Source organism: Pseudomonas svalbardensis, from assembly GCF_030053115.1.
In the GTDB taxonomy this organism is placed as follows: domain Bacteria; phylum Pseudomonadota; class Gammaproteobacteria; order Pseudomonadales; family Pseudomonadaceae; genus Aquipseudomonas; species Aquipseudomonas svalbardensis.
On record NZ_CP125619.1, the window covers coordinates 5,525,792 to 5,549,654 of the forward strand.

The 23,863-nt window shown below is 59.9% G+C and carries 19 protein-coding genes and 1 pseudogene; 12 read left to right on the plus strand and 8 right to left on the minus strand.

From position 1 onward, the window contains the following. Positions 1-13: 13 nt before the first annotated feature. The gene (locus tag QFX16_RS25560; protein ID WP_283181809.1) at positions 14-655 is read left to right on the plus strand and encodes an oxidoreductase; all 642 of its coding nucleotides are present in this window, start codon (positions 14-16) and stop codon (positions 653-655) included. Between the two features lie 155 nt (positions 656-810). Here the strand turns inward: QFX16_RS25560 and QFX16_RS25565 are convergent, their stop codons facing one another. The 4 genes from QFX16_RS25565 to QFX16_RS25580 all read right to left on the minus strand — a co-directional run bounded on the left by QFX16_RS25565 (position 811) and on the right by QFX16_RS25580 (position 5,253). Then, positions 811-1,095, minus strand: a complete 285-nt coding sequence (locus QFX16_RS25565; RefSeq protein ID WP_283181810.1) for a YceK/YidQ family lipoprotein — start codon at positions 1,093-1,095, stop codon at positions 811-813. After that, positions 1,088-1,720 (minus strand): flavin prenyltransferase UbiX, encoded by a 633-nt coding sequence (gene ubiX / locus QFX16_RS25570; protein ID WP_283181811.1) that lies wholly within the window; start codon positions 1,718-1,720, stop codon positions 1,088-1,090. Before ubiX ends, QFX16_RS25565 begins: the two co-directional genes overlap by 8 nt. Continuing rightward, a complete protein-coding gene (gene mpl, locus QFX16_RS25575) occupies positions 1,717-3,066 on the minus strand; it encodes a UDP-N-acetylmuramate:L-alanyl-gamma-D-glutamyl-meso-diaminopimelate ligase (protein WP_283181812.1) in 1,350 nt (449 codons plus the stop codon). Before mpl ends, ubiX begins: the two co-directional genes overlap by 4 nt. A gap of 273 nt (positions 3,067-3,339) precedes the next feature. Continuing rightward, entirely contained in the window at positions 3,340-5,253 is a 1,914-nt protein-coding gene (locus QFX16_RS25580) for a sigma-54-dependent Fis family transcriptional regulator (protein ID WP_283181813.1), read from the minus strand. 432 nt (positions 5,254-5,685) lie between these two features. On the opposite strand from QFX16_RS25580, the gene exaC reads away from it, so the two are divergent. From exaC to QFX16_RS25630, 10 genes and pseudogenes are all read left to right on the plus strand, one after another. After that, entirely contained in the window at positions 5,686-7,206 is a 1,521-nt protein-coding gene (exaC, locus tag QFX16_RS25585) for an acetaldehyde dehydrogenase ExaC (protein ID WP_033054129.1), read from the plus strand. A 117-nt stretch (positions 7,207-7,323) separates the two neighbouring features. Then, positions 7,324-8,772 (plus strand): ethanolamine permease, encoded by a 1,449-nt coding sequence (gene eat / locus QFX16_RS25590; protein ID WP_283181814.1) that lies wholly within the window; start codon positions 7,324-7,326, stop codon positions 8,770-8,772. A gap of 53 nt (positions 8,773-8,825) precedes the next feature. Beyond that, the gene (locus tag QFX16_RS25595) at positions 8,826-10,220 is read left to right on the plus strand and encodes an ethanolamine ammonia-lyase subunit EutB (RefSeq protein WP_283181815.1); all 1,395 of its coding nucleotides are present in this window, start codon (positions 8,826-8,828) and stop codon (positions 10,218-10,220) included. An 8-nt stretch (positions 10,221-10,228) separates the two neighbouring features. Further along, on the plus strand, positions 10,229-11,053 hold the full coding sequence (gene eutC / locus QFX16_RS25600; protein ID WP_283181816.1) for an ethanolamine ammonia-lyase subunit EutC: 825 nt from the start codon (positions 10,229-10,231) through the stop codon (positions 11,051-11,053). A gap of 118 nt (positions 11,054-11,171) precedes the next feature. Further along, positions 11,172-11,633 carry a GNAT family N-acetyltransferase gene (locus QFX16_RS25605; protein WP_095130795.1) on the plus strand — a complete coding sequence of 154 codons (462 nt, stop codon included), beginning with the start codon at positions 11,172-11,174 and terminating at the stop codon, positions 11,631-11,633. 218 nt (positions 11,634-11,851) lie between these two features. Continuing rightward, positions 11,852-12,508, plus strand: a complete 657-nt coding sequence (locus tag QFX16_RS25610) for a DedA family protein (protein WP_283181817.1) — start codon at positions 11,852-11,854, stop codon at positions 12,506-12,508. A gap of 6 nt (positions 12,509-12,514) precedes the next feature. Further along, complete coding sequence (locus QFX16_RS25615; protein ID WP_283181818.1) at positions 12,515-13,327, plus strand: M90 family metallopeptidase; 813 nt, start codon at positions 12,515-12,517, stop codon at positions 13,325-13,327. A 113-nt stretch (positions 13,328-13,440) separates the two neighbouring features. After that, the gene (ppa, locus tag QFX16_RS25620) at positions 13,441-13,968 is read left to right on the plus strand and encodes an inorganic diphosphatase (protein WP_028620880.1); all 528 of its coding nucleotides are present in this window, start codon (positions 13,441-13,443) and stop codon (positions 13,966-13,968) included. A gap of 222 nt (positions 13,969-14,190) precedes the next feature. Continuing rightward, complete coding sequence (locus tag QFX16_RS25625) at positions 14,191-14,943, plus strand: S24 family peptidase (RefSeq protein ID WP_283181819.1); 753 nt, start codon at positions 14,191-14,193, stop codon at positions 14,941-14,943. Positions 14,944-15,398: 455 nt separating this feature from the next. Beyond that, positions 15,399-16,193, plus strand: a pseudogene (locus tag QFX16_RS25630) (PDDEXK nuclease domain-containing protein); the annotation flags it as partial. 63 nt (positions 16,194-16,256) lie between these two features. Here the strand turns inward: QFX16_RS25630 and QFX16_RS25635 are convergent. Next, entirely contained in the window at positions 16,257-17,072 is an 816-nt protein-coding gene (locus QFX16_RS25635; RefSeq protein WP_283181820.1) for a YfaP family protein, read from the minus strand. Between the two features lie 3 nt (positions 17,073-17,075). Further along, a complete protein-coding gene (locus QFX16_RS25640; protein WP_369698817.1) occupies positions 17,076-18,512 on the minus strand; it encodes a DUF2300 domain-containing protein in 1,437 nt (478 codons plus the stop codon). On the opposite strand from QFX16_RS25640, the gene QFX16_RS29610 reads away from it, so the two are divergent. Further along, complete coding sequence (locus QFX16_RS29610) at positions 18,402-18,704, plus strand: hypothetical protein (protein WP_369698818.1); 303 nt, start codon at positions 18,402-18,404, stop codon at positions 18,702-18,704. The genes QFX16_RS25640 and QFX16_RS29610 overlap by 111 nt on opposite strands. Here QFX16_RS29610 and QFX16_RS25645 read toward each other — a convergent pair. Together QFX16_RS25645 and QFX16_RS25650 are read right to left on the minus strand one after the other, a co-directional pair. Continuing rightward, entirely contained in the window at positions 18,697-23,262 is a 4,566-nt protein-coding gene (locus tag QFX16_RS25645) for an alpha-2-macroglobulin family protein (RefSeq protein WP_283184637.1), read from the minus strand. The two genes, QFX16_RS29610 and QFX16_RS25645, sit on opposite strands and share 8 nt — an antisense overlap. After that, entirely contained in the window at positions 23,259-23,861 is a 603-nt protein-coding gene (locus tag QFX16_RS25650) for a DUF1175 domain-containing protein (protein WP_224789262.1), read from the minus strand. The genes QFX16_RS25645 and QFX16_RS25650 overlap by 4 nt, the downstream gene beginning before the upstream one ends. Positions 23,862-23,863: the final 2 nt, after the last annotated feature.

Consider the following 23,863-nt stretch of genomic DNA (forward strand, 5'->3'; position numbering starts at 1 on the left):
AGGGGGAAACACTATGTACTTGACGCCTCAGCACGTACTGCTTGCCGGAGCTACCGGTTTGACCGGTGAACATTTACTTGATCGCCTGCTCAATGAGCCCACGATCTCACGAGTATTGGCGCCCTCACGCCGGCCATTGGCCGAGCATCCCCATCTGGAAAACCCGGTCGGCGACCCTGCGGTGTTTCTGCCGCAATTGAATGGTCGCGTCGACATCGCCTACTGCTGCCTGGGCACCACCATCAAGAAAGCCGGCTCGGAACAGGCGTTTCGCGCGGTGGACCTGGACATGGTAGTGGCGTTCGCCAAACGTGCACGGGAGCTGGGCGCACGGCACCTGATCGTGATCAGTGCACTGGGGGCTGATCGCAGGTCCCCTATTTTCTACAACCGGGTCAAAGGCGAGATGGAATATGCATTGCGCGCGCAGGACTGGCCGCAACTGACCATTTGCCGACCTTCGCTGCTGCTGGGCGAGCGTATGGAACCGCGTATGGCTGAGCAATTCGTTGGGCCTTTGTCCCGCTTGATCCCCGGTAAATACCGCGGCATCGAAGCCTGCCAACTGGCCCGCGCCATGTGGCGACTGGCGCTCGAAGAGCAGGATGGGGTACGGATTGTGGAGTCGGATGAATTGAGGAAGTTGGGCAAATAATGCTGCGCCTGAAATGACGCCTTCGTCGGATCGCCGCCCGGACCAAGCCCGCTCCCACATTTGATCGGCGGTGTCACATAATTTGTGTCTGCTGAAGATCTAATGTGTGTGCGGGCTTGTTCGCGAAGGGTGCGCCCCCCACTCAGAGCCGAACGCTACAACCCGCCCGTTGCCTGAAAACTTACCCCGATCACCGTGAGCACCGACAGCGGCAACAGCAGCGTGTCGAGCAACGCACTGGCCGGCAGGTCGACACCGGGGTAGCTCGGGGCTTCGGCGCCGAAGCGGTCCATGGCGCAGCAGCCGCCGTTCATGGCATACAAATCCAGACGCGTCCCCGAGTACACCACTGGCGCCCCTGGCTTGGCGGCATCAAGCGTTCGCGCCGTGGCGCAGCCAGCCAATTGCAGCGCCAGCACCATCGCCAGCAGCTTATTCATCGCTGGTCAGATGGTGTTCGCCCCAACGCGGCAGCATGTCCTGGGGAATATTCAGCAGATTGAGAATTCGCGCCACGACGAAATCGATCAAGTCGTCGATGGTTTGCGGCTGATGATAAAAACCGGGCGACGCCGGCAAAATCGTCACGCCCATATTCGACAACTTGAGCATGTTCTCCAGATGGATACTCGAATACGGCGTCTCACGCGGCACCAGAATCAGCTGACGACGTTCCTTCAAGGTGACGTCGGCGGCACGCTCGATCAGGTTGTTGCAGGCCCCCGTCGCAATAGCCGACAAGGTCCCGGTGGAACACGGCACCACCACCATCGCCGCTGGCGCGCCGGAGCCCGAGGCTACTGGCGACATCCAGTCTTCCTTGCCGTACACCCGAATCTGTCCGGCGGCAGCCCCGGTGTATTCGGTGAGGAAGGCCTGCATCATCTGGGTTTTCGGCGGCAACGTAACGTCCGTCTCGGTGGCCATCACCAGTTGCGCAGCCTTGGAGATCATGAAGTGCACCTCGCGGTCTTCACGAATCAGGCAGTCAAGCAGGCGCAAACCATATTGGGCGCCGGAAGCGCCGGTCATCGCCAGCGTGATGCGTTCCGGGCCGTTGTTCATTGCAGCGCCTCGGCGAGTTTGCCGTGCAGGCCGCCGAAGCCGCCGTTGCTCATGATCACCACGTGAGTGCCGGGCTGGGCCTGGCTCTTCACGCGCTCGATGATGCCTTCCAGCGAATCGCTGACGATCGACGGCACCGTACACAACGCAGCAGTCGCCCCCAGATCCCAACCGAGGTTAGCCGGCGCGTACCAGATCACCTGATCGGCATCGACCACGCTTTCCGGCAAGCCGTCGCGATGAGCACCGAGTTTCATAGAGTTGGAGCGCGGCTCGATGATCGCAATCAACGGTGCATCGCCGATGCGCTTGCGCAGGCCGTCGAGGGTCGTCGCAATAGCCGTCGGGTGGTGGGCGAAGTCGTCGTAGATGGTAATGCCACGGACCTCCGCGACTTTCTCCATCCGGCGCTTGACGCTTTTGAATGCGCTAAGAGCAGCGATGCCCATAGACGGCACCACGCCGACATGGCGGGCGGCAGCCAACGTAGCCAGAGCGTTGGCGACGTTGTGTTGGCCGGTCATGTCCCACTCGACCACACCTTGGGCAACACCTTCGAACATCACTTCGAACTTCGAACCGTCTTCGCTGTGCAGTTTGACCTGCCACTGACCGCCGGCGCCGGTGGTTTGCACCGGGGTCCAGCAGCCCATCTCGATCACTCGCTGCAACGCAGGTTCGGTGGTCGGATGGATCACCAGGCCTTCGCTCGGGATGGTCCGCACCAAATGGTGGAATTGCCGCTCGATGGCTGGCAGATCGGGGAAGATGTCGGCGTGATCGTATTCCAGGTTGTTCAGGATCGCCGTGCGCGGGCGGTAGTGAACGAACTTGGAGCGCTTGTCGAAGAACGCGCTGTCGTACTCGTCGGCTTCGATCACGAAGAATGGTGTGTCGCCCAAGCGAGCGGACACCGAGAAGTTTTGCGGCACGCCGCCGATCAGGAAACCCGGGCTCATGCCCGCATGTTCCAGCACCCAGGCGAGCATGCTGCTGGTGGTGGTTTTGCCGTGGGTACCGGCGACGGCCAGCACCCAGCGACCTTGCAGCACATGATCTGACAGCCATTGCGGGCCGGAGACGTACGGCAGGCCTTTGTTCAGCACGTATTCGACAGCCGGGTTGCCGCGGGACATGGCATTGCCGATCACCACCAGATCCGGTGCCGGATCGAACTGCGCCGGGTCATAGCCTTGGGTCAACTCAATGCCCTGAGCCTCAAGCTGAGTGCTCATCGGCGGATAGACGTTGGCATCGGAGCCCGTCACGTGATGGCCCAGCTCTTTGGCCAGAACAGCCATCGACCCCATGAAAGTGCCGCAGATACCAAGAATGTGAATGTGCATTAGTCGACCTCGTAAAACATGGCCGCAGGTTAGCGTAGGGTGGGAAAATTCGCACTCTTTAGCTGATGGCTTGAGATCCACCCCTCATCCCAGCCCTCCCGAAACGTCGGACCGCCCCACAGGGGAGAGGGGGAAAGGGAGCAGATCTCCATGGTTTTCGCAACCTGAGCTCGGCTCGTCATTTCAGGTCGATGTACCTCCAAGAACACCTCGATCAGTCCCCTCTCCCTCCGGGAGAGGGTGAGGGTGAGGGTGAGGGCTGGATTTAACTGCCTACCGCTCAATGCCGTGTTTACGCAGTTTTCGATAGAGAGTGTTACGACTGACCCCCAACTGTTCAGCCGTGTGAGTCATATGCCAACGCGTCTGTTCCAACGCATTCAGCAACGCCAGCCGCTCAGCGTCATCCAGCGGATAGTCCGACGGCTCTTCAACGGCAACAACCGGAACCGACCGGGCCTGGCGAATCATCGCCGGCAAATCCTCCAACCCAATCCGCCCACCGTCGCACAACGCCGCTAACGTGCGCAGCACATTGCGCAACTGCCGCACGTTCCCCGGCCAGGCAAAGGCCAGCAACGCCTGGCGTGCCGGACCGTCAATCAATACGGTTTCCCCGCCCGCCTCTTCGGCCAACAAAAAATCGAGCAACTGAGACTTATCACTGCGATCACGCAGCGCCGGCAGTGCAACTTCCAGCCCGTTGAGCCGGTAATACAAATCCTCGCGGAAGCTGCCGTCCTGCACCCGCTCCAGCAGATTGCGGTGAGTGGCGCTGATGATCCGTACGTTGACCGATTCCGGCTCGCCGCCGATCGGCACTACCTGACGATCCTCCAGCACCCTTAATAGTCGGGTCTGCAAAGCCAGGGGCATGTCGCCGATTTCATCGAGGAACAGAGTCCCGCCATCGGCCTGCTGCAACTTGCCACGCATGCCTTCCTTGCGAGCGCCAGTAAAGCTGCCGCCGCGATAGCCAAACAGCTCGCTCTCGATCAGGCTCTCGGGGATGGCTGCGCAGTTGAGGGCGACGAAGGCTTTTTCTGCTCGCCGGCTGGCCTGGTGGACGGCTTTGGCAAACGCTTCCTTGCCGGATCCGGTTTCGCCGTTGATCAGTAGCGGTACGTCCCGCTCGAACACGCGCAAGGACTTGCGGAAATTTTCCTGCAGCCCCGTGTCACCCAGACAAATGCCCGACAAGCGCGAAGGTTCGGCGATCACCGGACTTTGCACCACCGGCACCGGAATGCTGCGTGGCTGCCCGCGCAACACCGCAAACAGACTCCGCCCGTCGCGCGTGCGCAACGGCCAGCTGGCGCTGGCATTGACGCTTGCGCGGCCGAGCAATTCATCCAGCGAGCAGTCAAAAAACGCCTCCACCGGCTTGCCCAGCAGCCCACCGCGAATATGCCCCAACAGGTTCAGCGCACTCTGGTTGACCGCACTGATCCGCCCTTCCCCGTCAAACGCCAGTAACCCTTCGCTGAACAACCCGACGGATTCGGCCTGAAGGTGAAAACGCAGCAACCACTGATTGTCGAAATAGCGCAGGAAATAGCAGCTCTCGATCATCTTCGCCGAAAGATTGACCAGGGCCATGGTGTGGAATTGGCTCTGACGCGAGACCTCGTGGCGCGCCGAGGACACGTCGAGCACCGCCAGCAGTTCGCCATGCGGGTCGAACACCGGGCTCGCCGAGCACGTCAGGCCCGTGTGGCGGCCGCGAAAGTGTTCATCCTGGTGAATGGTCAGCGACTGGCGCTCCACCAGGCAGGTGCCGATGCCGTTGGTGCCTTCGCACGCTTCGCTCCAGTCCGCACCGAGCCAGAGGCCGGCGCGTTCGAAAATCTTCCGCTCGGCAGGCGCGGTGACGCAATTGAGGATCACGCCGCGGGCGTCGGTCAGCAGGACAGCGTGGCCGGCACCGGAGAGTTGCTGATGAAGGCTGGTCATTTCGCTGCCGGCGATGTGCAGCACTTGCTGCAAGCGCTCGCGGCTTTCCAGGACGCGGCCATGTTCCAGCACCGTCGGCGCCATGGTCAGGGACGGGTCGAGGTGATAGTCCTCAAGACAACGCAGCCAGGAACGGGCAATCGACGGATCGCTGCCGGGGCCGTGCAGGTGGGATTTTCCCTGAGTGACGGTCAGGACTTGCTGGGCATGGCGACTCAAATGGTTGTCGTGCATTTCTTATTGTTCTCCCCGCAGAGTCTGGTCCGCTTTTCCGTGTAGCAGCTGCCGAAGGCTGCGTCCGGCTGCGAAGCAGTCGTAAACCTGTGTCCCGTATGCATTGCCGAAAACGAGGCGAGCGCTTCGCACTCGGACGCAGCCTTCGGCAGCTGCTACACGAAGCAAAATTGCGTGAGCCGAGCATCCTCCAGCGCGACGCGCATTGCAATGCTGGCGAGACCGACCCGTCACACGTTGCGCCAGAAGCGGTACAAAGTGTCACGGGGACCGTACCGAAACCGTCACAGACAGAGTCCGCCGGTCCGACAAAAACCGCGTAAAGCCTTGATTTGCCTGACCTGCAAGGCAGTGGCCCGACCTTTGCTCTACGCTTATAGCAAGCGCACATGCGCTCTCCCTTATAAGCACAAAAGCCAAGGAGAAATCACCATGCGTTACGCTCACCCCGGTACTGAAGGCGCTATCGTTTCGTTCAAGAGCAAATACGGTAACTACATCGGCGGCGAGTTTGTCGCGCCTGTCAAAGGTCAGTACTTCACCAATACCTCGCCAGTGAATGGCCAACCGATTGCCGAATTCCCGCGCTCCACGGCCGAAGACATCGAAAAGGCCCTGGACGCTGCCCACGCGGCCGCCGATGCCTGGGGCGCCACGTCCGCCCAGGCGCGCTCGCTGGTGCTGCTGAAAATCGCCGACCGCATCGAACAAAACCTCGAAGTCCTGGCGATCACCGAATCCTGGGACAACGGCAAAGCCGTGCGTGAAACCCTCAACGCCGACATCCCGCTGGCAGCCGACCACTTCCGTTACTTCGCCGGTTGCATCCGCGCCCAGGAAGGCAGCGCTGCCGAGATCGACGGCAACACCGTGGCCTATCACATCCATGAACCGCTGGGCGTGGTCGGGCAGATCATCCCGTGGAACTTCCCGATCCTGATGGCCGCCTGGAAACTCGCCCCGGCCCTGGCGGCCGGTAACTGCGTGGTGCTCAAGCCTGCCGAACAAACGCCACTGGGCATTACCGTGCTAATGGAGCTGATCGGCGACCTGCTGCCGCCCGGCGTACTCAACGTCGTGCAAGGCTTCGGCAAAGAAGCCGGCGAAGCACTGGCCACCAGCAAACGCATCGCCAAGATCGCCTTCACCGGCTCGACCCCGGTCGGCTCGCACATCATGAAATGCGCCGCCGAAAACATCATTCCGTCCACCGTGGAGCTGGGTGGCAAGTCGCCAAACATCTTCTTCGCCGACATCATGCAAGCCGAAGAAACCTTCATCGAAAAAGCCGCCGAAGGCCTGGTGCTGGCGTTCTTCAACCAGGGCGAAGTCTGCACCTGCCCATCCCGTGCATTGGTGCAAGAGTCGATCTACGACGACTTCATGAAAGTCGTGATGAAAAAAGTGCTGTCGATCAAACGTGGCGACCCGCTGGACACCGACACCATGGTCGGCGCCCAGGCGTCCGAGCAGCAATTCGACAAAATCCTTTCGTACCTGGAAATCGCCAAGGGCGAAGGCGCCGAGCTGTTGACCGGCGGCAAGGTGGAAAAACTCGAAGGCAACTTGGCGACCGGGTATTACATCCAGCCGACTCTGCTCAAGGGCACCAACAAAATGCGCGTGTTCCAGGAAGAAATCTTTGGCCCGGTGGTGAGCATCACCACCTTCAAGGACGAAGCCGAAGCCCTGGCCATCGCCAACGACACCGAGTTCGGCCTGGGTGCCGGTCTGTGGACCCGCGATATCAACCGCGCCTATCGCATGGGCCGCGCCATCAAGGCCGGTCGTGTGTGGACCAACTGCTACCACCTGTACCCGGCGCATGCCGCGTTCGGCGGTTACAAAAAATCCGGCGTCGGTCGTGAAACCCACAAAATGATGCTCGACCATTATCAGCAGACCAAAAACCTGCTGGTGAGCTACGACATCAATCCGCTGGGCTTCTTCTAAAAGCGTCTGTCGCAGGCAAGCCACTCTCCTTCTGGGAGTGAGCTTGCTTGCACATTGCGCCTTCGCGCCAACCCGGCAAACACGCCGGTCAAAAACAATAAGAACAGGTGAACCCCTATGTCTAGCGATCAAGCCAGCGTGCAGCCGGCTACCTCCTCGGTCGACTTCGAAAAGGTCGGCTCCGACTATTTCCAGCAACGTGAACTGAAAAAAGGTGCAGCAGGCTGGGTCCTGCTAGTGGGTCTGGGCGTGGCCTACGTCATCTCCGGCGATTATGCGGGTTGGAACTTCGGCCTGGCCCAAGGTGGCTGGGGCGGCATGTTTCTCGCCACGTTGCTGATGGCGACCATGTACCTGTGTATGTGCTTTTCCTTGGCGGAACTGTCGTCAATGATCCCTACCGCCGGTGGCGGCTACGGTTTTGCCCGCAGTGCGTTCGGCCCTTGGGGCGGGTTCCTGACCGGGACCGCAATCCTGATCGAATACGCCATCGCCCCAGCGGCGATCGCGGTGTTTATCGGCGCCTATTGCGAATCACTGTTCGGCATCGGCGGCTGGATGATTTACCTGGCGTTCTACATCATCTTTATCGCCATTCACATTTTCGGGGTCGGCGAAGCCCTGAAACTGATGTTCGTCATCACCGCCGTCGCCGCCCTAGCGCTGGGAGTGTTTCTGGTGGCGATGGTGCCGCACTTCAGCGTCGCCAACCTGCTCGACATCCCGGTGACCGAGGCCAAGGGCGCCAGCAGCTTCCTGCCGTTCGGCTACGTCGGCGTGTGGGCAGCCATTCCCTATGCGATCTGGTTTTTCCTGGCTGTTGAAGGTGTGCCACTGGCGGCAGAAGAAACCAAAAACCCGAAACGCGACCTGCCACGCGGGTTGATTGGTGCAATGCTGGTGCTGGTGACCTTTGCCCTGCTGATTCTGGTGATCGGCCCTGGCGGTGCGGGCGCCAATGCTTTGATGACCTCGGGTAACCCGTTGGTCGAAGCGCTGAGCAAGGCCTATGGTGGCTCGACCTGGATGGGCCACTTCGTTAATTTGGTGGGCCTGGCCGGGTTGATTGCCAGTTTCTTCTCGATCATCTACGCCTACTCGCGGCAGATCTTTGCACTGTCCCGCGCCGGCTACCTGCCGCGCAAACTGTCAGAAACCAACAAAAGCAAGGCTCCCGTATTGGCACTGATTATTCCCGGCATCATCGGATTCGGCTTGTCACTGACCGGTCAGGGTGACTTGCTGATTCTGGTGGCGGTGTTCGGCGCGACCATTTCCTACGTCCTGATGATGGCGGCGCACATCACACTGCGCATTCGGCGCCCCAAAATGGATCGCCCATACCGCACGCCGGGCGGTATCTTCACCTCGGGTGTCGCGCTGGTGCTGGCTTGCATCGCCGTGGTGGCGGGTTTTCTGGTAGACCCACGCGTGGTAATTGGCGCTGCGATCATCTATGGAGTGTTAATTGCTTACTTTGCTTTCTACAGTCGGCATCACTTGGTAGCAGGCACGCCCGAAGAAGAATTCGCGGCCATTCAGAAAGCTGAAGAAGCCCTGCACTAAAAGGGCCGAAAATTACGGCGCAGACCCCATCTGCGCCGTCACGGAGAATCTGTATGGCTAGTTTTGCTCACACTGTCGGTGGCCTGATTTATCGCTTCGAAAGCCTCAAGGAGGTGATGGCCAAGGCCAGTCCGGCACGCTCAGGGGATTTCCTGGCTGGCGTCGCGGCACTTAACGATGGCGAGCGCGTTGCCGCGCAGATGGCCTTGGCTGACATCCCGCTCACTCATTTCCTACAGGAAGTGCTGATTCCTTATGAGGCCGATGAAGTCACCCGACTGATCATCGACACTCACGATAAACAAGCTTTCGCGGCTGTCAGCCACCTCACTGTCGGCGGCTTTCGCGACTGGCTGCTCAGCGATGCCGCCGACGAACAGAGCCTGCGCGCCCTCGCGCCAGGTCTGACCCCGGAAATGGCCGCTGCCGTGTCGAAGATCATGCGCGTGCAGGATCTGGTGCTGGTGGCGCAGAAAATCCGTGTTGTTACAAAATTCCGCGGCACGATGGGTTTGCGCGGCCGGTTATCCACACGCCTGCAACCCAATCACCCCACCGACGAACCGGCCGGCATCGCCGCGAGCATTTTGGACGGCCTGCTGTACGGCAACGGCGACGCGATGATCGGCATCAACCCGGCCACCGACAGTATCGCCTCGATCTGCGCCATGCTGGAAATGCTCGACGCGATCATTCAGCGCTACGAGATTCCCACCCAGGCCTGCGTGCTGACGCATGTCACCACGTCCATTGAGGCTATCAATCGCGGCGTTCCGCTGGACCTGGTGTTCCAGTCGATCGCCGGCACCGAAGCGGCCAACGCCAGTTTCGGCATCAACCTGAACGTGTTGCAGGAGGGTTACGACGCCGGTTTGAGCCTGAATCGCGGCACGCTGGGCCAGAATCTGATGTATTTCGAAACCGGTCAGGGCAGCGCCCTGTCAGCCAACGCCCACCACGGCATCGATCAACAGACCTGCGAAACCCGCGCCTACGCCGTTGCGCGACATTTCAAACCGTTCCTGGTGAACACCGTCGTAGGATTCATCGGCCCGGAATACCTCTACAACGGTAAACAGATCATCCGCGCCGGCCTCGAAGACCACTTCTGCGGCAAGCTCCTGGGCGTGCCCATGGGTTGCGACATCTGTTACACCAACCACGCCGAAGCCGACCAGGACGATATGGACACCCTGCTGACCCTGTTGGGCGTGGCCGGGATCAACTTCATCATGGGCATCCCCGGCTCCGATGACATCATGCTCAACTATCAGACCACCTCGTTCCACGACGCCCTTTACGCCCGTCAGACCCTGGGCCTGAAACCGGCGCCGGAATTCGAACAATGGCTGGCAAGAATGGGCATTTTCACCCAGGCAGACGGCAAGATTCACTTCGGCGACAGCCTGCCGCCGGCTTTCCGCCAAGCGATGGCGCAACTGGGATGAGTGTTGAAATGGATAAACCACCCGTTGATCCACAGAACCCGTTGCTGGAACTGCGTCGCCTGACGCCGGCGCGGATCGCCTTGGGAAGAACCGGCACCAGCATGCCGACCAGCGCGCAGCTGGATTTCCAGTACGCCCACGCTCAGGCGCGGGATGCGGTGCACTTACCGTTCGACCATGTGGGGCTCAGCTCACAACTGGCTGAACGCGGGCGTGCCAGTCTGCTGCTACACAGCGCCGCTACGGACCGGAACAGTTATTTGCAACGCCCCGATTTGGGGCGAAAGCTGAGTGATGATTCGGCGCAGACACTGCGCGATTACGCATTGGCCAATCCCGGCGGTGTCGATCTGGCAATTGTCGTTGCCGATGGGTTGTCGGCGCTGGCCGTTCATCGCCATACCCTGCCGTTTCTGGCACGGATGGAAGATCAGATTGTGAGTGACGGCTGGTCCGTCTCACCGGTCATTCTGGTGGAACAGGGTCGGGTCGCCGTAGCCGACGAAATCGGTGAACTGCTGGGTGCAAAAATGGTGGTGATCCTGATCGGCGAACGCCCTGGCCTCAGCTCCCCGGACAGCCTGGGGCTGTATTTCACCTATAATCCAAAGGTCGGGCTGACGGATGCCTATCGCAACTGCATCTCCAACGTCCGACTCGAAGGCCTGAGTTACGGCATGGCGGCACACCGTTTGCTGTATTTGATGCGCGAGGCCTGTCGGCGGCAGTTGTCAGGGGTCAATCTGAAGGACGAAGCTCAAGTTCAGACACTCGAGTCGGACGCTGGAGCAGGCATGAAAGGTAATTTCCTACTGAGTTCGTCGGATGCCTGAACCGTTTCCGCATTGCGTTTCTGACCCAGTTTCAGGCAGGATCGAAACACGGCCGCCCGAGTGAGAACCGTTCGCCGTCACAGTACGTGAAGACAGCCACTTGAAGACGAGACCTACCATGCGGATTATTCAAGCGACGCTCGAACACCTGGACCTGCTGACCCCGTTGTTCGTCAAATATCGCGAGTTTTATGGCTCCCTGGCTTATCCGGACTCGTCCCGGGCGTTCCTTGAAAAGCGCCTGCGTCGCAAGGAGTCGGTGATCTACCTGGCCCTGGCCGATGACGACAGCAACAAACTGATGGGTTTCTGTCAGTTGTATCCGAGCTTTTCGTCCCTTTCGCTGAAGCGCGTGTGGATCCTCAACGACATCTACGTCGCCGAAGAGGCCCGCCGCCAGTTGGTGGCCGACAACCTCATCCGCACTGCGAAGAAAATGGCCAAGGAAACCAACGCTGTACGCATGCGCGTTTCCACCAGCAGCAATAACGAAGTCGCGCAGAAAACCTACGAATCCATCGGGTTCAAGGAAGACACCGAGTTCAAGAACTACGTGTTGCCGATCAGCGACGAGCTATAAGCCGAAAAGATCGCAGCCCTTATGGGTACGGCCAGAGGCTGCGATCTTCTCTCACTGCGCTCCGAAATCCCCCGCTACAAACTCAACGCGCTTTTCACCTCTCAGCCCGTATAATGCCGACCTTTCCGGCTTGTAAGAAAAACTACACCCGTCTGTAGCCTTTCGCGAAGTCATCCGCACAGGCCTGCCGAGTCGGGCCGTCACCTCAGGTGCTCTCCATGGATTTCAACCCGCTCGATCTTATCCTGCATCTCGATGTTTACCTCGATTTGCTGGTAAACAACTACGGGCCATGGATTTACGCCATTCTGTTCCTGGTGATCTTCTGCGAAACCGGTCTGGTGGTCATGCCGTTCCTGCCGGGCGACTCCCTGCTGTTCATCGCGGGTGCCGTTGCGGCCGGTGGCGGCATGGACCCGGTGCTGCTGGGCGGCCTGCTGATGCTGGCGGCGATCCTTGGCGACAGTACCAACTACGTGATCGGACGAACGGCGGGTGAGCGTTTGTTCAGCAACCCGAACTCGAAAATCTTCCGCCGCGACTACCTGCAGCAAACCCACGACTTCTACGACAAACACGGCGGCAAAACCGTAACCTTGGCGCGCTTCCTGCCCATCATCCGCACCTTTGCACCGTTCGTCGCCGGCGTCGCCAAAATGCCTTACCCGCGTTTCTTCGCCTTCAGCGTCCTCGGCACTATTTTGTGGGTGGGTGGCCTGGTGACCCTGGGTTACTTCTTCGGCAACGTACCGTTCATCAAGCAAAACCTGTCGCTGCTGGTCGTGGGCATCATCCTGTTGTCGCTGGTGCCGATGATTATCGGAATCATCCGCAGCCGCTTCGGCAACGCCGCGTCCAAAACTCAATCGCGCTGATTCACCATGTGGTCCCTTAGCGCCTGGCGTCGCCAGCGCACCTTGGCCAAACACCCGATTGCCGACGACATGTGGCAGCGGGTGCGTCATCACTTGAGTTTTCTCGATGGCATTAGCGCCGCCGAAGACCAGTGGCTGCGCGAAGCCAGCGTGCTGTTCCTCCAGGACAAACACTTGACCGCCCTGCCCGGCGTCGAACTCCACCAGGAACAGCGCCTGCTGCTTGCCGCACAGGCGCAGTTGCCGGTGCTGCACCTGGGCGATCTGAACTGGTATCAGGGTTTCCACGAAATCGTCCTCTATCCCGACGACTTCCTCAGCCCCCAACGCCATCGCGATGCCAGCGGCGTCGAACACGAATGGGACGGCGAACACAGCGGCGAAGCCTGGCAGCAAGGCCCGATCATCCTCGCGTGGCCCGGCGTGATGGCCAGCGGAGGCTGGGAAGGCTACAACCTGGTGATCCACGAACTCGCGCATAAACTCGACATGCTCAACGGCGACGCCAACGGCCTGCCGCCACTGCACGCCGACATGCGGGTCAGCGACTGGGCCAAGGTCATGCAAGAGGCCTACGACGACCTTGATCGGCAACTGGACCGCAATCCCGACGCTGACACCGCCATCGACCCGTACGCTGCGGAAAACCCCGCCGAGTTCTTCGCGGTCACCAGCGAATACTTCTTTAGCGCCCCGGATTTGCTGCACGAGGCGTATCCTCAGGTCTATGAACAGCTGAAGCTGTTTTATCGTCAGGACCCTCTGGCCCGGCTGCGGCAACTTCTGGCCGAAGACCCGGTCTATCAGGCACACGACTAAGGTCTCTACGACCTCTGGTACATGGCGTCGACGAAGGAATATGCCTATAATCGCCGCCACTTTTTGGTCAATCCGGCCAAGTGTTTTTGGTCAACTAACGGGGGCACCGCCCAATGAGCTACAGCAAGATTCCGGCTGGCAAAGACCTGCCGAACGACATCTACGTCGCGATCGAGATTCCGGCCAACCACGCCCCGATCAAATACGAAATCGACAAAGACAGCGATTGCCTGTTCGTTGACCGTTTCATGGCCACCCCGATGTTCTACCCGGCCAACTACGGTTTCATCCCGAACACCCTGGCTGACGACGGTGACCCCCTCGACGTGCTGGTCGTGACCCCTTACCCGGTTGCTCCAGGTTCCGTCATCCGCGCCCGTCCGGTCGGCATCCTGCACATGACCGACGACGGCGGCGGCGATGCCAAAGTCATCGCAGTCCCACACGACAAGCTGTCCCAGCTGTACGTCGACGTGAAGGAATACACCGATCTGCCACCTTTGCTGCTGGAACAGATCAAGCACTTCTTCGAGAACTACAAAGACCTCGAAAAAGGCAAATGGGTGAAGATCGAAGGTTGGGGCGACGCAGAAGCCGCTCGCACCGAGATCATGAAGTCGGTTGCTGCCTATAAAGGCTGATAGTCGTCTCTCACGAACGGCTATAACGAAGAACCCCGGTTGATCCGGGGTTTTTTGTGGGCGTTTGAAAATCACATTCAACAGCACATTTAACGGGCGGGAAACCGGTTTTTGCTTGTTTAATTTTTACAAAAGACGTCTTACATCAGGACTTAAATTTCACGCCAGATTTGAACGTTTTGTTGAATCAAAGCCTTATGCCGCACGGCTAGACTCGTGTTTATGAAAAAGAACAAAACCTGCGGACCACGATTCAGAATGCTCCTGAAAGAGCTACAAATCACGACGACGAGATTTGCCGAATTCCTGAGTATTTCAGACCCTCAAACTGTCCATAACTGGTATACCCGCGGAGTTCCTGACTACCGCATGGAAGATGTCGCCAGAAGACTGTCCGTGAACACAGAATGGCTGAAAACCGGCGAAGGACCGCAAGACGCCAGGGCATTGCATCTGGTCGACGCATCCGGCAACACCTTCGACGCCCAGTCAATCCGAGGCACCTATCAGGTCATCGACCCAGTCGACATCGAACTACCCTTTTACAAAGAAGCGGCCACTGCCCCCGGCTCCGACAAAACCCATGTCATCAAAGACCCCAGCGAATCGATCCGCCTGCGGCGCAGCGATCTTGACTCCCTGGAAATCAACCACGCCGATGCCATCTGCGCCCGCATGGTTGGCAACAGCATGGCCGAAAAAATTGAAGATGGTTCCATCGTCGCCATCGACCGCGGGTTCACGCAAATTGTCGACGGAGAGATTTATGCAATCGAGCACGACGGCATGTTGCGCATCAAATACCTGAGTCGGGTACCAGGCAACGCGATACGCATGCGCAGCCACAACAGCTCCGAATACCCGGATGAAGTCTTCAGACCTCCGCAAATCGAAGAACAAAACATAAGGGTTCTGGGATGGGTGTTCTGGTGGTCGACCCTGAACAAACGCAGGCCACCCATACCTTTTCTGTAAACACATAACGTTGTAGCAGCTGGCGAAGCCTGCGTCCGGCTGCGCAGCAGTCGTCCATCCGGTATCCGCGGTGTACCTGAAACACCGGGTTAGATGATTTTACGACTGCTGCGCAGCCGGACGCAGGCTTCGCCAGTTGCTAACGTAACCGCAATCGCTCTAGGGCGCACGCCACGCTGGGAATCCCCCCAAAAAATCAGTATGCTGCGCCCCACATTTGCGCATCGACCCGCCCCGCGGCTCAGATCGCACCGACAAGGCAGATGATTTTCTCGCCGAGTCCCACAGCCGGACGCAAGATCCGGGTGTACGTTTTGAAGGCTGGCGCGGTTTACCAAAAATGAACCAAGCCAGTCCCCGAGAAGCCGGCCACAAGCCGGCTTTTTAATGCCTGGAAGAAAGCATGCCTGTCTTTTGAAACTCTGAATGAGAGGTTGTCGGGCCAGCGCCGCAATTACTTTCGCGCTTTTGCTGGCGCGTGGCCGGACGCGGAATTTGTGCAAGAGGTGCTTGCACAATTGCCGTGGTATCACCAGATAGCGCTTCTGGACAAATTGTCCAGTCCTGAAAACCGCCGCTGGTATGCCGCCCAGGCCATCGAGCACAACTGGTCGCGCAACATCTTGGTAATGCAGATCGAGACCCGTCTGCTGGAGCGCAGCGGCAAGGCCGTCAGCAACTTCGATAGCCAGTTGCCCAAACCTCAATCCGACCTTGCCCGCGAATCACTGAAAGATCCCTACCGTTTCGACTTCCTCGGCTTGACCCTTGATGCTCAGGAGCGCGAGATCGAGAACGCTCTGGTTAAGCATGTCACCGACTTCTTACTGGAACTGGGCGCAGGCTTTGCTTTCGTCGGCCAGCAAGTACTGTTGGATGTAGGCGGTGAAGAGTTCTTCATCGATCTACTGTTTTATCACCTCAAGCTACGCTGCTACGTGGTGATCGAACTCAAAGCTGGCAAGTTCAAACCTGAGCATTTGGGGCAACTGAGTTTTTACCTCACTGCAGTGGATGCGCAACTCAAACATCCGCAGGACGGCCCGACCATTGGCCTTCTACTATGCAAGAGCAAGAACAAGGTGGTGGCCGAATATGCGCTGCGAGATAACGCCCGCCCTATCGGCGTGGCCGAGTACGAGTTGGTGGAATCCTTGCCGGCAGAGCTTCAAACCAGCCTGCCCAGCATCGAACAGATTGAGCGCGAGCTGGCCAGTGATGACGCCTTCATGGAGGACGAATCGCAATAATCGGACAACCAAGGATCGTGGACTGCAGCTACGTAAAAACGCTGCGGTCGCCTTATTTCACGCTCACGGATAACTAAACCCCTTAACCAACGTCAACTCCCCCACCGCCCGCATCGGCACCAGAAAAGTCTCCATCTTCTCGTTCGGCGTCCCTTCCTCTGTAATCACCGTCACTTGCGCTGTCGTCAGCGGCTGAACCGCGTCCTCCTGTCCTTCCTCATCACTGCGATACCCACCCCCAAAGTAATTCACATACACCAGGTATTGGCCTTTTATCGGCGCAGGCATGGCGAAGATTTCCGGGCCGTATCCCGTCGTCACGTCAACATCAAGCGCACCACCGTTAGGAACAACGCGGTCGCCGTACCAGATATGGGCGCCGTCGGGTGTGATGAGGTGCAAGTCGAGGTCGGTGCCATCACTGTCCCAAGCCAGTAGCACCCGCAACTTCGCCGGAGTGGCCCCGCCGCTGGCGTTCAGGAATTGCGTGCGATGCCGCTGCTGGCCATCGGGGCTGCGGACTTCGACGCTGTTGCTGCCATTGGGGAATGAGAACGGGCGATCAAAGCGACCAGCGGGGTCAATCTTCAGTGGCATGCTGACGCCGTTGACGATCAACCGGCCCGGCTCACCAGACTTGGGGGTGGCGTTGATCTGACCGGTGATGCGTGCAGTGTTGGCCTGCCCCACCGGGTTGTTCACCGAGGAGGCCGGGTAGTTAACGATCTGGCGAAAGTTTTCGCCTTCGCCTTCAGGCGCACCGGTGCGCCAGCCGCCAACGGGTGTGTGGAGTTTGGCGGCGCTTTCGGCGGCGAACGTCGTCGGCCATACGCAAAAGGAGCAGAGGAACAGGAAGACCTGTGGATAACGGAGTTTCATGGCCTATTCCAGCAAGAGGTGGCGGGCGAGCCCTTCGATGTAGGTTTCATCCTGGCCGTTGGGGTGTGCTTCGAAGGCCAGGTGCAGGTATTCGTGGGTCAGGTCGAGGCGGTCTTGCAGCGACAACACGCCGCGCACGTAAATGCGCTGGCGTTCACGGTCGACGTAGGGGCGGCCGAAAGCCAGGCGGCAGACGGCGAAGGTGCTGACTTCGTTGTAGCCAACCTCGCTTTCCAACCGCAGACGCCAGCCGCGGCGTTGGTGTTGCAGCCAGTCTTGCGCGGCGGGGAGCGCTTCGCAGGAAGCGACTGGATTGTCCCAGCGGCTGAGGCTGGCACGCGGATAGGCGTGGAGCAGGATGGCGTCGTAGCGTTGGCCGGCGTTGGCTTGTTCGACGGCTTGCTGCCAGGAGAGCTTGTCCGGGCCGGACTGATCGGTGTGGTAGGTGACGGTGCTGCCGGCGAGGACCAGGTCGCTGGTCCAGGCTGCGATGTTGCGTGACTCGGCGGTGGCTGGACGTGGGGCGACGCGTTGCCGGCTGCTGCTGTCGTCGATGCTCAGGCAGTCGCCGCTGCGGGTGGCGTTTTGCAGCAGATACGTGCGGATCGCGACGACCAGGGCTTTGGCGGCTTCGGCGGGTTCGGGTTTGGCTTCGCGCTGGAGGACACGGGCGACGTATTCTTCGCGGTCCAGACGGGCGATCAGTTTGTCTTTGACCAAAAACAGTTCGCCGTCGCTGTGGATATCGAGTTGGTTGCCGTTGGTGAATTCGACGCGGTAATCGCCCAGCAAGGGCCCGGACTCAACAACACGATCCCCCGCCAGAACACGCCCGATGGGATAGCGTGAAAACAGCCCCACCTCGACACACCGTCCTGCATCCAAAGGCCAATCCACCGGCAACACCGAAGCCAACGCCCCACCGTAGTGACGCAAGACCATTTGACTGGTCCCACGCCCACCGGCCCAAATCGGCGTACCGTCCGCCGTCCACCCAGCAAACCCACCCTGACGCGACGAAGGGTCCTGATCCCCCAACCAGCTCCAGGTTTTCACCCGCAACCGGCCACCGAGTTCGCCCACGACATTGCCGTCAGCCGCATTCAACACCACATCCAGCAACACCCGCCGCGCTTGATCCTGCGCCGGCATTACGGCCAGCATTCGCAGCAACTCAGTCACTGAAACTCGCGTGGAAGGCTGCAACGAAGCCAAATCCAGCAACCACTCCGGTGCCTGCCGCGCCTGCCAATACGCACGCCAGTCAGCGCCAGCAATGCCCAACCGCTGCGGCTCAAAGTACAACCCGCACGACTTCACCAAGGCCTGATCGCGCTCAATCTTGCCGCCCGCCGTGCAGCAGTAAACTTCCTCTTTCGACTGCCCGCGACATTCGTAAGCCGGCTCATGGGCGTTGGTATCCACCAGCCAGCCGTACACAAACAACTTCCACACACTGCCCAGCGGAGTCTGCACATCAGCAGGCAACGACTCGCGCGCGATCACCTGAGTCCGGCTCAACGACAGCAACTCACCTTTAAAAGCCAGCCGCAGCGGCTCCTCCTGCGCTGTCGCCAGCGCAGGAATCAAGAACAGCAGCCACCAGACCAGAGGTCGGGTCATGTCAGTTGACCGTGACCTGGCCGAGGGCCGGTTTTTGCTCTTGCGCCTGATGCTGTGGCGCATAGACCTGAGTGAAACGCACCGGCGGCAGGTTGAACTGGCCTTTTTGCGAGAAGCGCACCAGATGACGCAGACGCAATTCACCACTCAAGGCATCGACCGGAATGGCATAGGCCATTTGCCCCGGCTCGAAACGCGCTTTCTCCAACGCGGACGGTTCGGTGCCGGCCTTGCCCATGAGCTTGATGCCCCACGTGGTGCGCTCGACATCGGCGCCCGGTGGCAGCGGCACTTCGAGCATGCCGTAGCGCAGCGGTTTGGCGGCTTTGCTGGTGATGATCACTTCGTCCAGATACAGGCTGTCGCTGGACAACGGTTTGGTGCCGACCGCTTCCAGTTTGAAGGTGAAGGCTTCGTCGCCCGGCACCAGACGCGACAGGCGACGGGTGATGGTCACGGCCATCGGATCAACCGGTGGTTGTTTGGTCTGGAAGCTCAAAGCCGCTCGCAACGGACGCTCTTGCGTACCGGTCAGCGACAGCACCGCAGGCACTGGCGAAGAACCCTGCCACGTCCAATAAACCTCACCGGTATTACCGTGTTCTTTCTTCCAGCCTTCACCCGGTGCCAGTAAGAGGGTGGGCGAAGCCTGCTCGATGCTGCGTTGCAACCAGGTCAATGACAACGCACGTTCCAGGGTCGATTGCTGTGGCAGCAAACGCTGCAACAACGCTGCCGCGTGAGCCTGATCAAAGGCTTGCAGCGACAGGTTCAAGGCTTCGGCAAACGGTTGAGAGCTGACGGCCAAACGCTGTTGCGCATCCGCCAGTTGACGATTGAATGCGTCCGGCAGAATCACCTTCGATTGCTTCGCCAAAGAGGCCGTCAGCGCACGAGCGGCTGCCAGACCCAGCGCCGAATCCGGATCGCTCATGACGATGCTGTCTTCGCCATCGTCCATCAGGTTCGCCGCATTGCCCTCGCCCGCTTTCGCCAGATCATCCATCAAACCGCTGAGCAAGGTGTTCACCGGCAATTGCATCTGCTTGGCGAACGACAGGATCAGCGCGCGCTGCAACAGCGGCGTGTTGTTGGCCTGCTTCGAATAGACCTCCAGCACCCGCTGCCAATGCTCCGGCGGCAGGCTCAACTCCAACGCTTTGCTAGCGTGCCAGTCGGCGTAGTACGCGTAAGCGGTGAGGAACGCATCCGGCTCGCCGTCCATGCCCCACCAGGTGAAGCTCGCCGCAGGCCCGGCCATTTGCACCAGACGCAGACGGCTGTTTTGCATGATCAGGCGCAAGCGATCGCGGATTTGCGGATTCGACGATAAGGCCGGATACGCAATGCTCAGCGGCAGCAAACGACTGGCCGTTTGTTCGACGCCGCCGTACGGATAACTCAACAGATCGTCGAGTGCCGAGCGGAACAGCGCTTGCGGACTGTCATCCAGACGCAGGCGAATATCCGTCGCATCCGCTGGCAAGGTCAGCGGCGTATCACCGCTGGCCACGTCCAGGCTTTGACTTTGGATCACTTGCCAGCCTTCGCCGGCCGCGGTCAGTCGCACAGCCAAAGCATCAGCCGTTTTACCGTCCTGCACCAGCTCAGCCGTCCACTCGCCACTGGCCAACGCGAACGCTGGCAGCGCGATGTAGTTGATGCCGTTATTCAGCGTCACGGGGACGCGTTGTTCGGTACCGCCGAAATGAATCACCAGCTCAGCCTTGACCGGTTTTTCCGCTTGGCTGAAAGCAAACACACCCAGATCAGGTTTGTCGCCGTTGCGGAATTTGGTCGGGCCGCTCCACTTCAGGTACAGCGGTTTTTCCGAGCGTACAAATTGCTTCTTCTGCCCGACCTGACCGTCATCGGCGATGGCCCGGGCGGTGATGCGCCAGCGGGTCAGCGAGTCCGGCATCTTGAAGGTGAAACGGGTTTTGCCGGTGGCGTCGGTGATCAACTCCGGCTGCCACGCGGCAGTGTCGACGTCTTCACGACGCGGCCGCTCCAGCACTTTCACGCCCCGCTCGCTACGGTTAGCTTTGCCCGGCGCGCCAGGGCTGCCCGGCAATGCCACGTCGTAGCTGATGAACGACAGACTGGCGCTGGTGCGCACGTTGTTGCGGCGCGGGTGGTAGAAAAACTGGTCGATGGTCGGCGCAACTTCCGGTTGCAACGCGTAGACCATTTCGTCCACCACGCTGACCGTCAGGTGCGCTGGAACAGGCTTGCCGGCGAACTGCGTGGTCAAGTCCACCGACACGGTATCGCCCGGCTGATACGACTCTTTGTCCGTGGCAATCGCCACGTCGATTTGCGGCGCGATCACCTTGATGCCCGCGTTCTGGAAGCTGTACTGACCGCCCTTGGTGTAAAGCACCGAGAACGTCAGGTTCGGCGCAAAACTATCCTTCACCGGGATCCGCGCGCGGTACTGAGTCTCGCTGAGTTTCTCCATCTTCAGCCAGTCGCCGCCCTTGGACAGTAGCGCTGTGGCCTCGACCTTGTCGCGCTCGAGCGACAGCAGTGCATCGCTGATCGGCTCAGGGAGCGTGATCAATGCCAGGGCTTCGTCGCCGGCCTTGTACTCGGGTTTATCGAGGACGATTTCCACGGTGCCCGGCACGGCTTTGACGCCGTCGCCCGTGACCGAATGACCGGTGGCACCCACCACGCGGTCATGGTCATCCTTCAACGTCAGGTTGTAAGTACCCGGACGGTCGAAGGCCAGGGTGAAGCCTTTGTCTTTCGCGGCGAGTTTGCCTTCGCCAACCGTCTGGTCTTCCAGACGCACCCAACTGTAGCTGCTTGGCGTGACTGCTTTACTTTGCTCGCTGCCGCCTTCATTCAAATAACTGAACGCAACCTTGTCGCCCACCGCGCTAAAACGCTGAGGCGCGCGCAGGCTGAAACTCGCCGCGCCGCGGTCGATGAGGATTTCCTTGGTGGTCTTGACCCGATACGCCGCGCCATCGCTGGCGAACACGGTGAGCATGTAGCGACTCGGCTTCTCGGCAGCCGGCAGATCGAGCGTCGCGTTGCCCTTGGAGTCGGTGGTCAGTTCGGTGCTGGTCAGTTCCACCGGGAATTGCCCGAGGTATTGCAGTTCATTGTCGACCATCGACAGCTGTTGGGCGCGCAGGCTCAGGCTCAACTTGGCGTTGGCCACCGGTTTGCCGTCCGGGTACAGCAGCACGAGGTTGCCTTTCACCGGTTCGCCGGTGCGGTAATCCTGCTTGGCCAGGTTCAGGGATATTTCGAAGTGCGGCTTGATGTATTCGGCGACACGGAAGGCACTGCTGTAGGCCTGATCCTTGTAGCTGAAACGCAGCTCGTAACCGCCCGCTACCGCGTTGTCCGGCAACTGGAACCGACCTTGAGTGCCAGCCTTGGAATCGAGTTTCAGCGCCAGTGATTGCAGCGCCGTGCCGGTGGCATCGAGCACGGTCACGTTGACGTCGGCGGCAGTCGGCAACACCGAGTCACGGGCGTTCTTGAACTCACGACCAACGATCTTCAGCGACACCCAATCCCCCGGCCGGTACAGCGGCCGGTCGGTGAAGGCATAGAGTTTGGTGTCGTAGATTTCGCTGTCGTAATAGAAGTTTTCGGAGACAAACACCCCGCCCTCTTCGTCCTCGCCGATCACGAACGAACGCTCCGGGCTGACGTGTTTCAAGCGCAGCAAACCATCGGCATCGGTCGCGCCACTGCTCATCACGCCCAGCCCATCGGTCCACAGCACGTTGACCTTCGGCACCGAACTGCCTTCGTGTTTGCGCGCGGCCCACACCAGCAATTCATCACCGGCAATCTTGCTCACGGCTACGGTGTTGGAGACGAAGACCATGGTGGTCGCACGGTACTTGCCGATCAGCGCTTCCACCAGATACAGACCCGGTTTGAGGTTGCCCAACGGGATGTAAACGTTACCCGGCGCAACGCTGACGAACTCACTGGAAGAACCGGCCAGGTTCACGCCTTCCGGCGGCTGGATCGGTTTGGCTTGCCACAGCGGATAACGGAATTGGCTGACCACCGGCAGGCCCGGAATCAGTGCAAATTGCGGCTGCGCGTCGTAAGGCGTTGGCGCGACCATCGCGGCGCCCATCTTCAGCTCTGGCACTTCCTCGGTGACTTGCTTACGCGATTCGTAGGAGAACGCTCGCTGCATCACGCGACGGGATTTGCGGTACCAGTTGTCCCACAGGTACGCGAGGGTGTTCGACAGGCCTTCGCCCTTGAACTGGCCGTCGCTGACCACGCGGTGCAGGTTCTTCTGGCGCTTGAGGAAATCCAGCGGCTTGTCGATGCGGTACACGCGAATGTCCGCGCCGCCGTAAGGCTCCATGCGAAACCGTCGGTAGTCGCGCCCCGGCGCTTCGAGGCGAACCATCGCCTGTTCATCGCTGGCAAAACTGCTGTCGGCCAACAGAAAAAAGCTTTCACCGGCCACCGGCGTGTAGCCGCTTGGCTCGACGGTGTCTTCGGCGTTGACCGCCGAAAAAGGCAGCACTAAGACCAACAGCAGAGGCAGAAAACGCAGCATGCGGGCACCGATCATTGGGAGAGAAAGTTCAGTCGATAGACGCCGATGAAGTTGGGGTTGGCTGCGTCGGGTATCCATCGGGTGTCCTTCCATGTCATTAGTTGCTGCAGGCTTGCGGAGCGCATGCCGTTGTCAGTCGGGGTGGTGGTGCCGGTGTGATAGGCGATGTAACGGCCCATCCAGATCATCAGGTGCTGGTCGTCGCCCTGATCGAAAAACATCAAGTCGCCGGGCCGGGCTTGCGCCAGATCCCGGCCGACCAAATGACTGTTGAACTGAATCAGTTTGATCGCGTTGACGTACGGCCCGACCTTGCCACCTCCCTGCTGCCATTGCTGGGCGAGGCCGCGTTGGGCCTCGCTCAGTTGCAGTTCCGGCGGCAGGTAACGGTTGGACAGGCCATTGCTGCGCAGCCATTTGTCGTCATGAACTTTCAGCGCTTCGTTGGCGGCGAAACGGACCAGGCCCGCGCAGTCCTGCTGATACCAACGCGGGCTCGGACCTTGGGTCAGTTGTTCCTGGGCGATGCGCACGAACCAGGCACGGAATACCTGGGATTGCTGCACGTCCAGCGGCGGCGCCTCAGTGGCAAATGCCCGGGTGCCCAGCAACATCG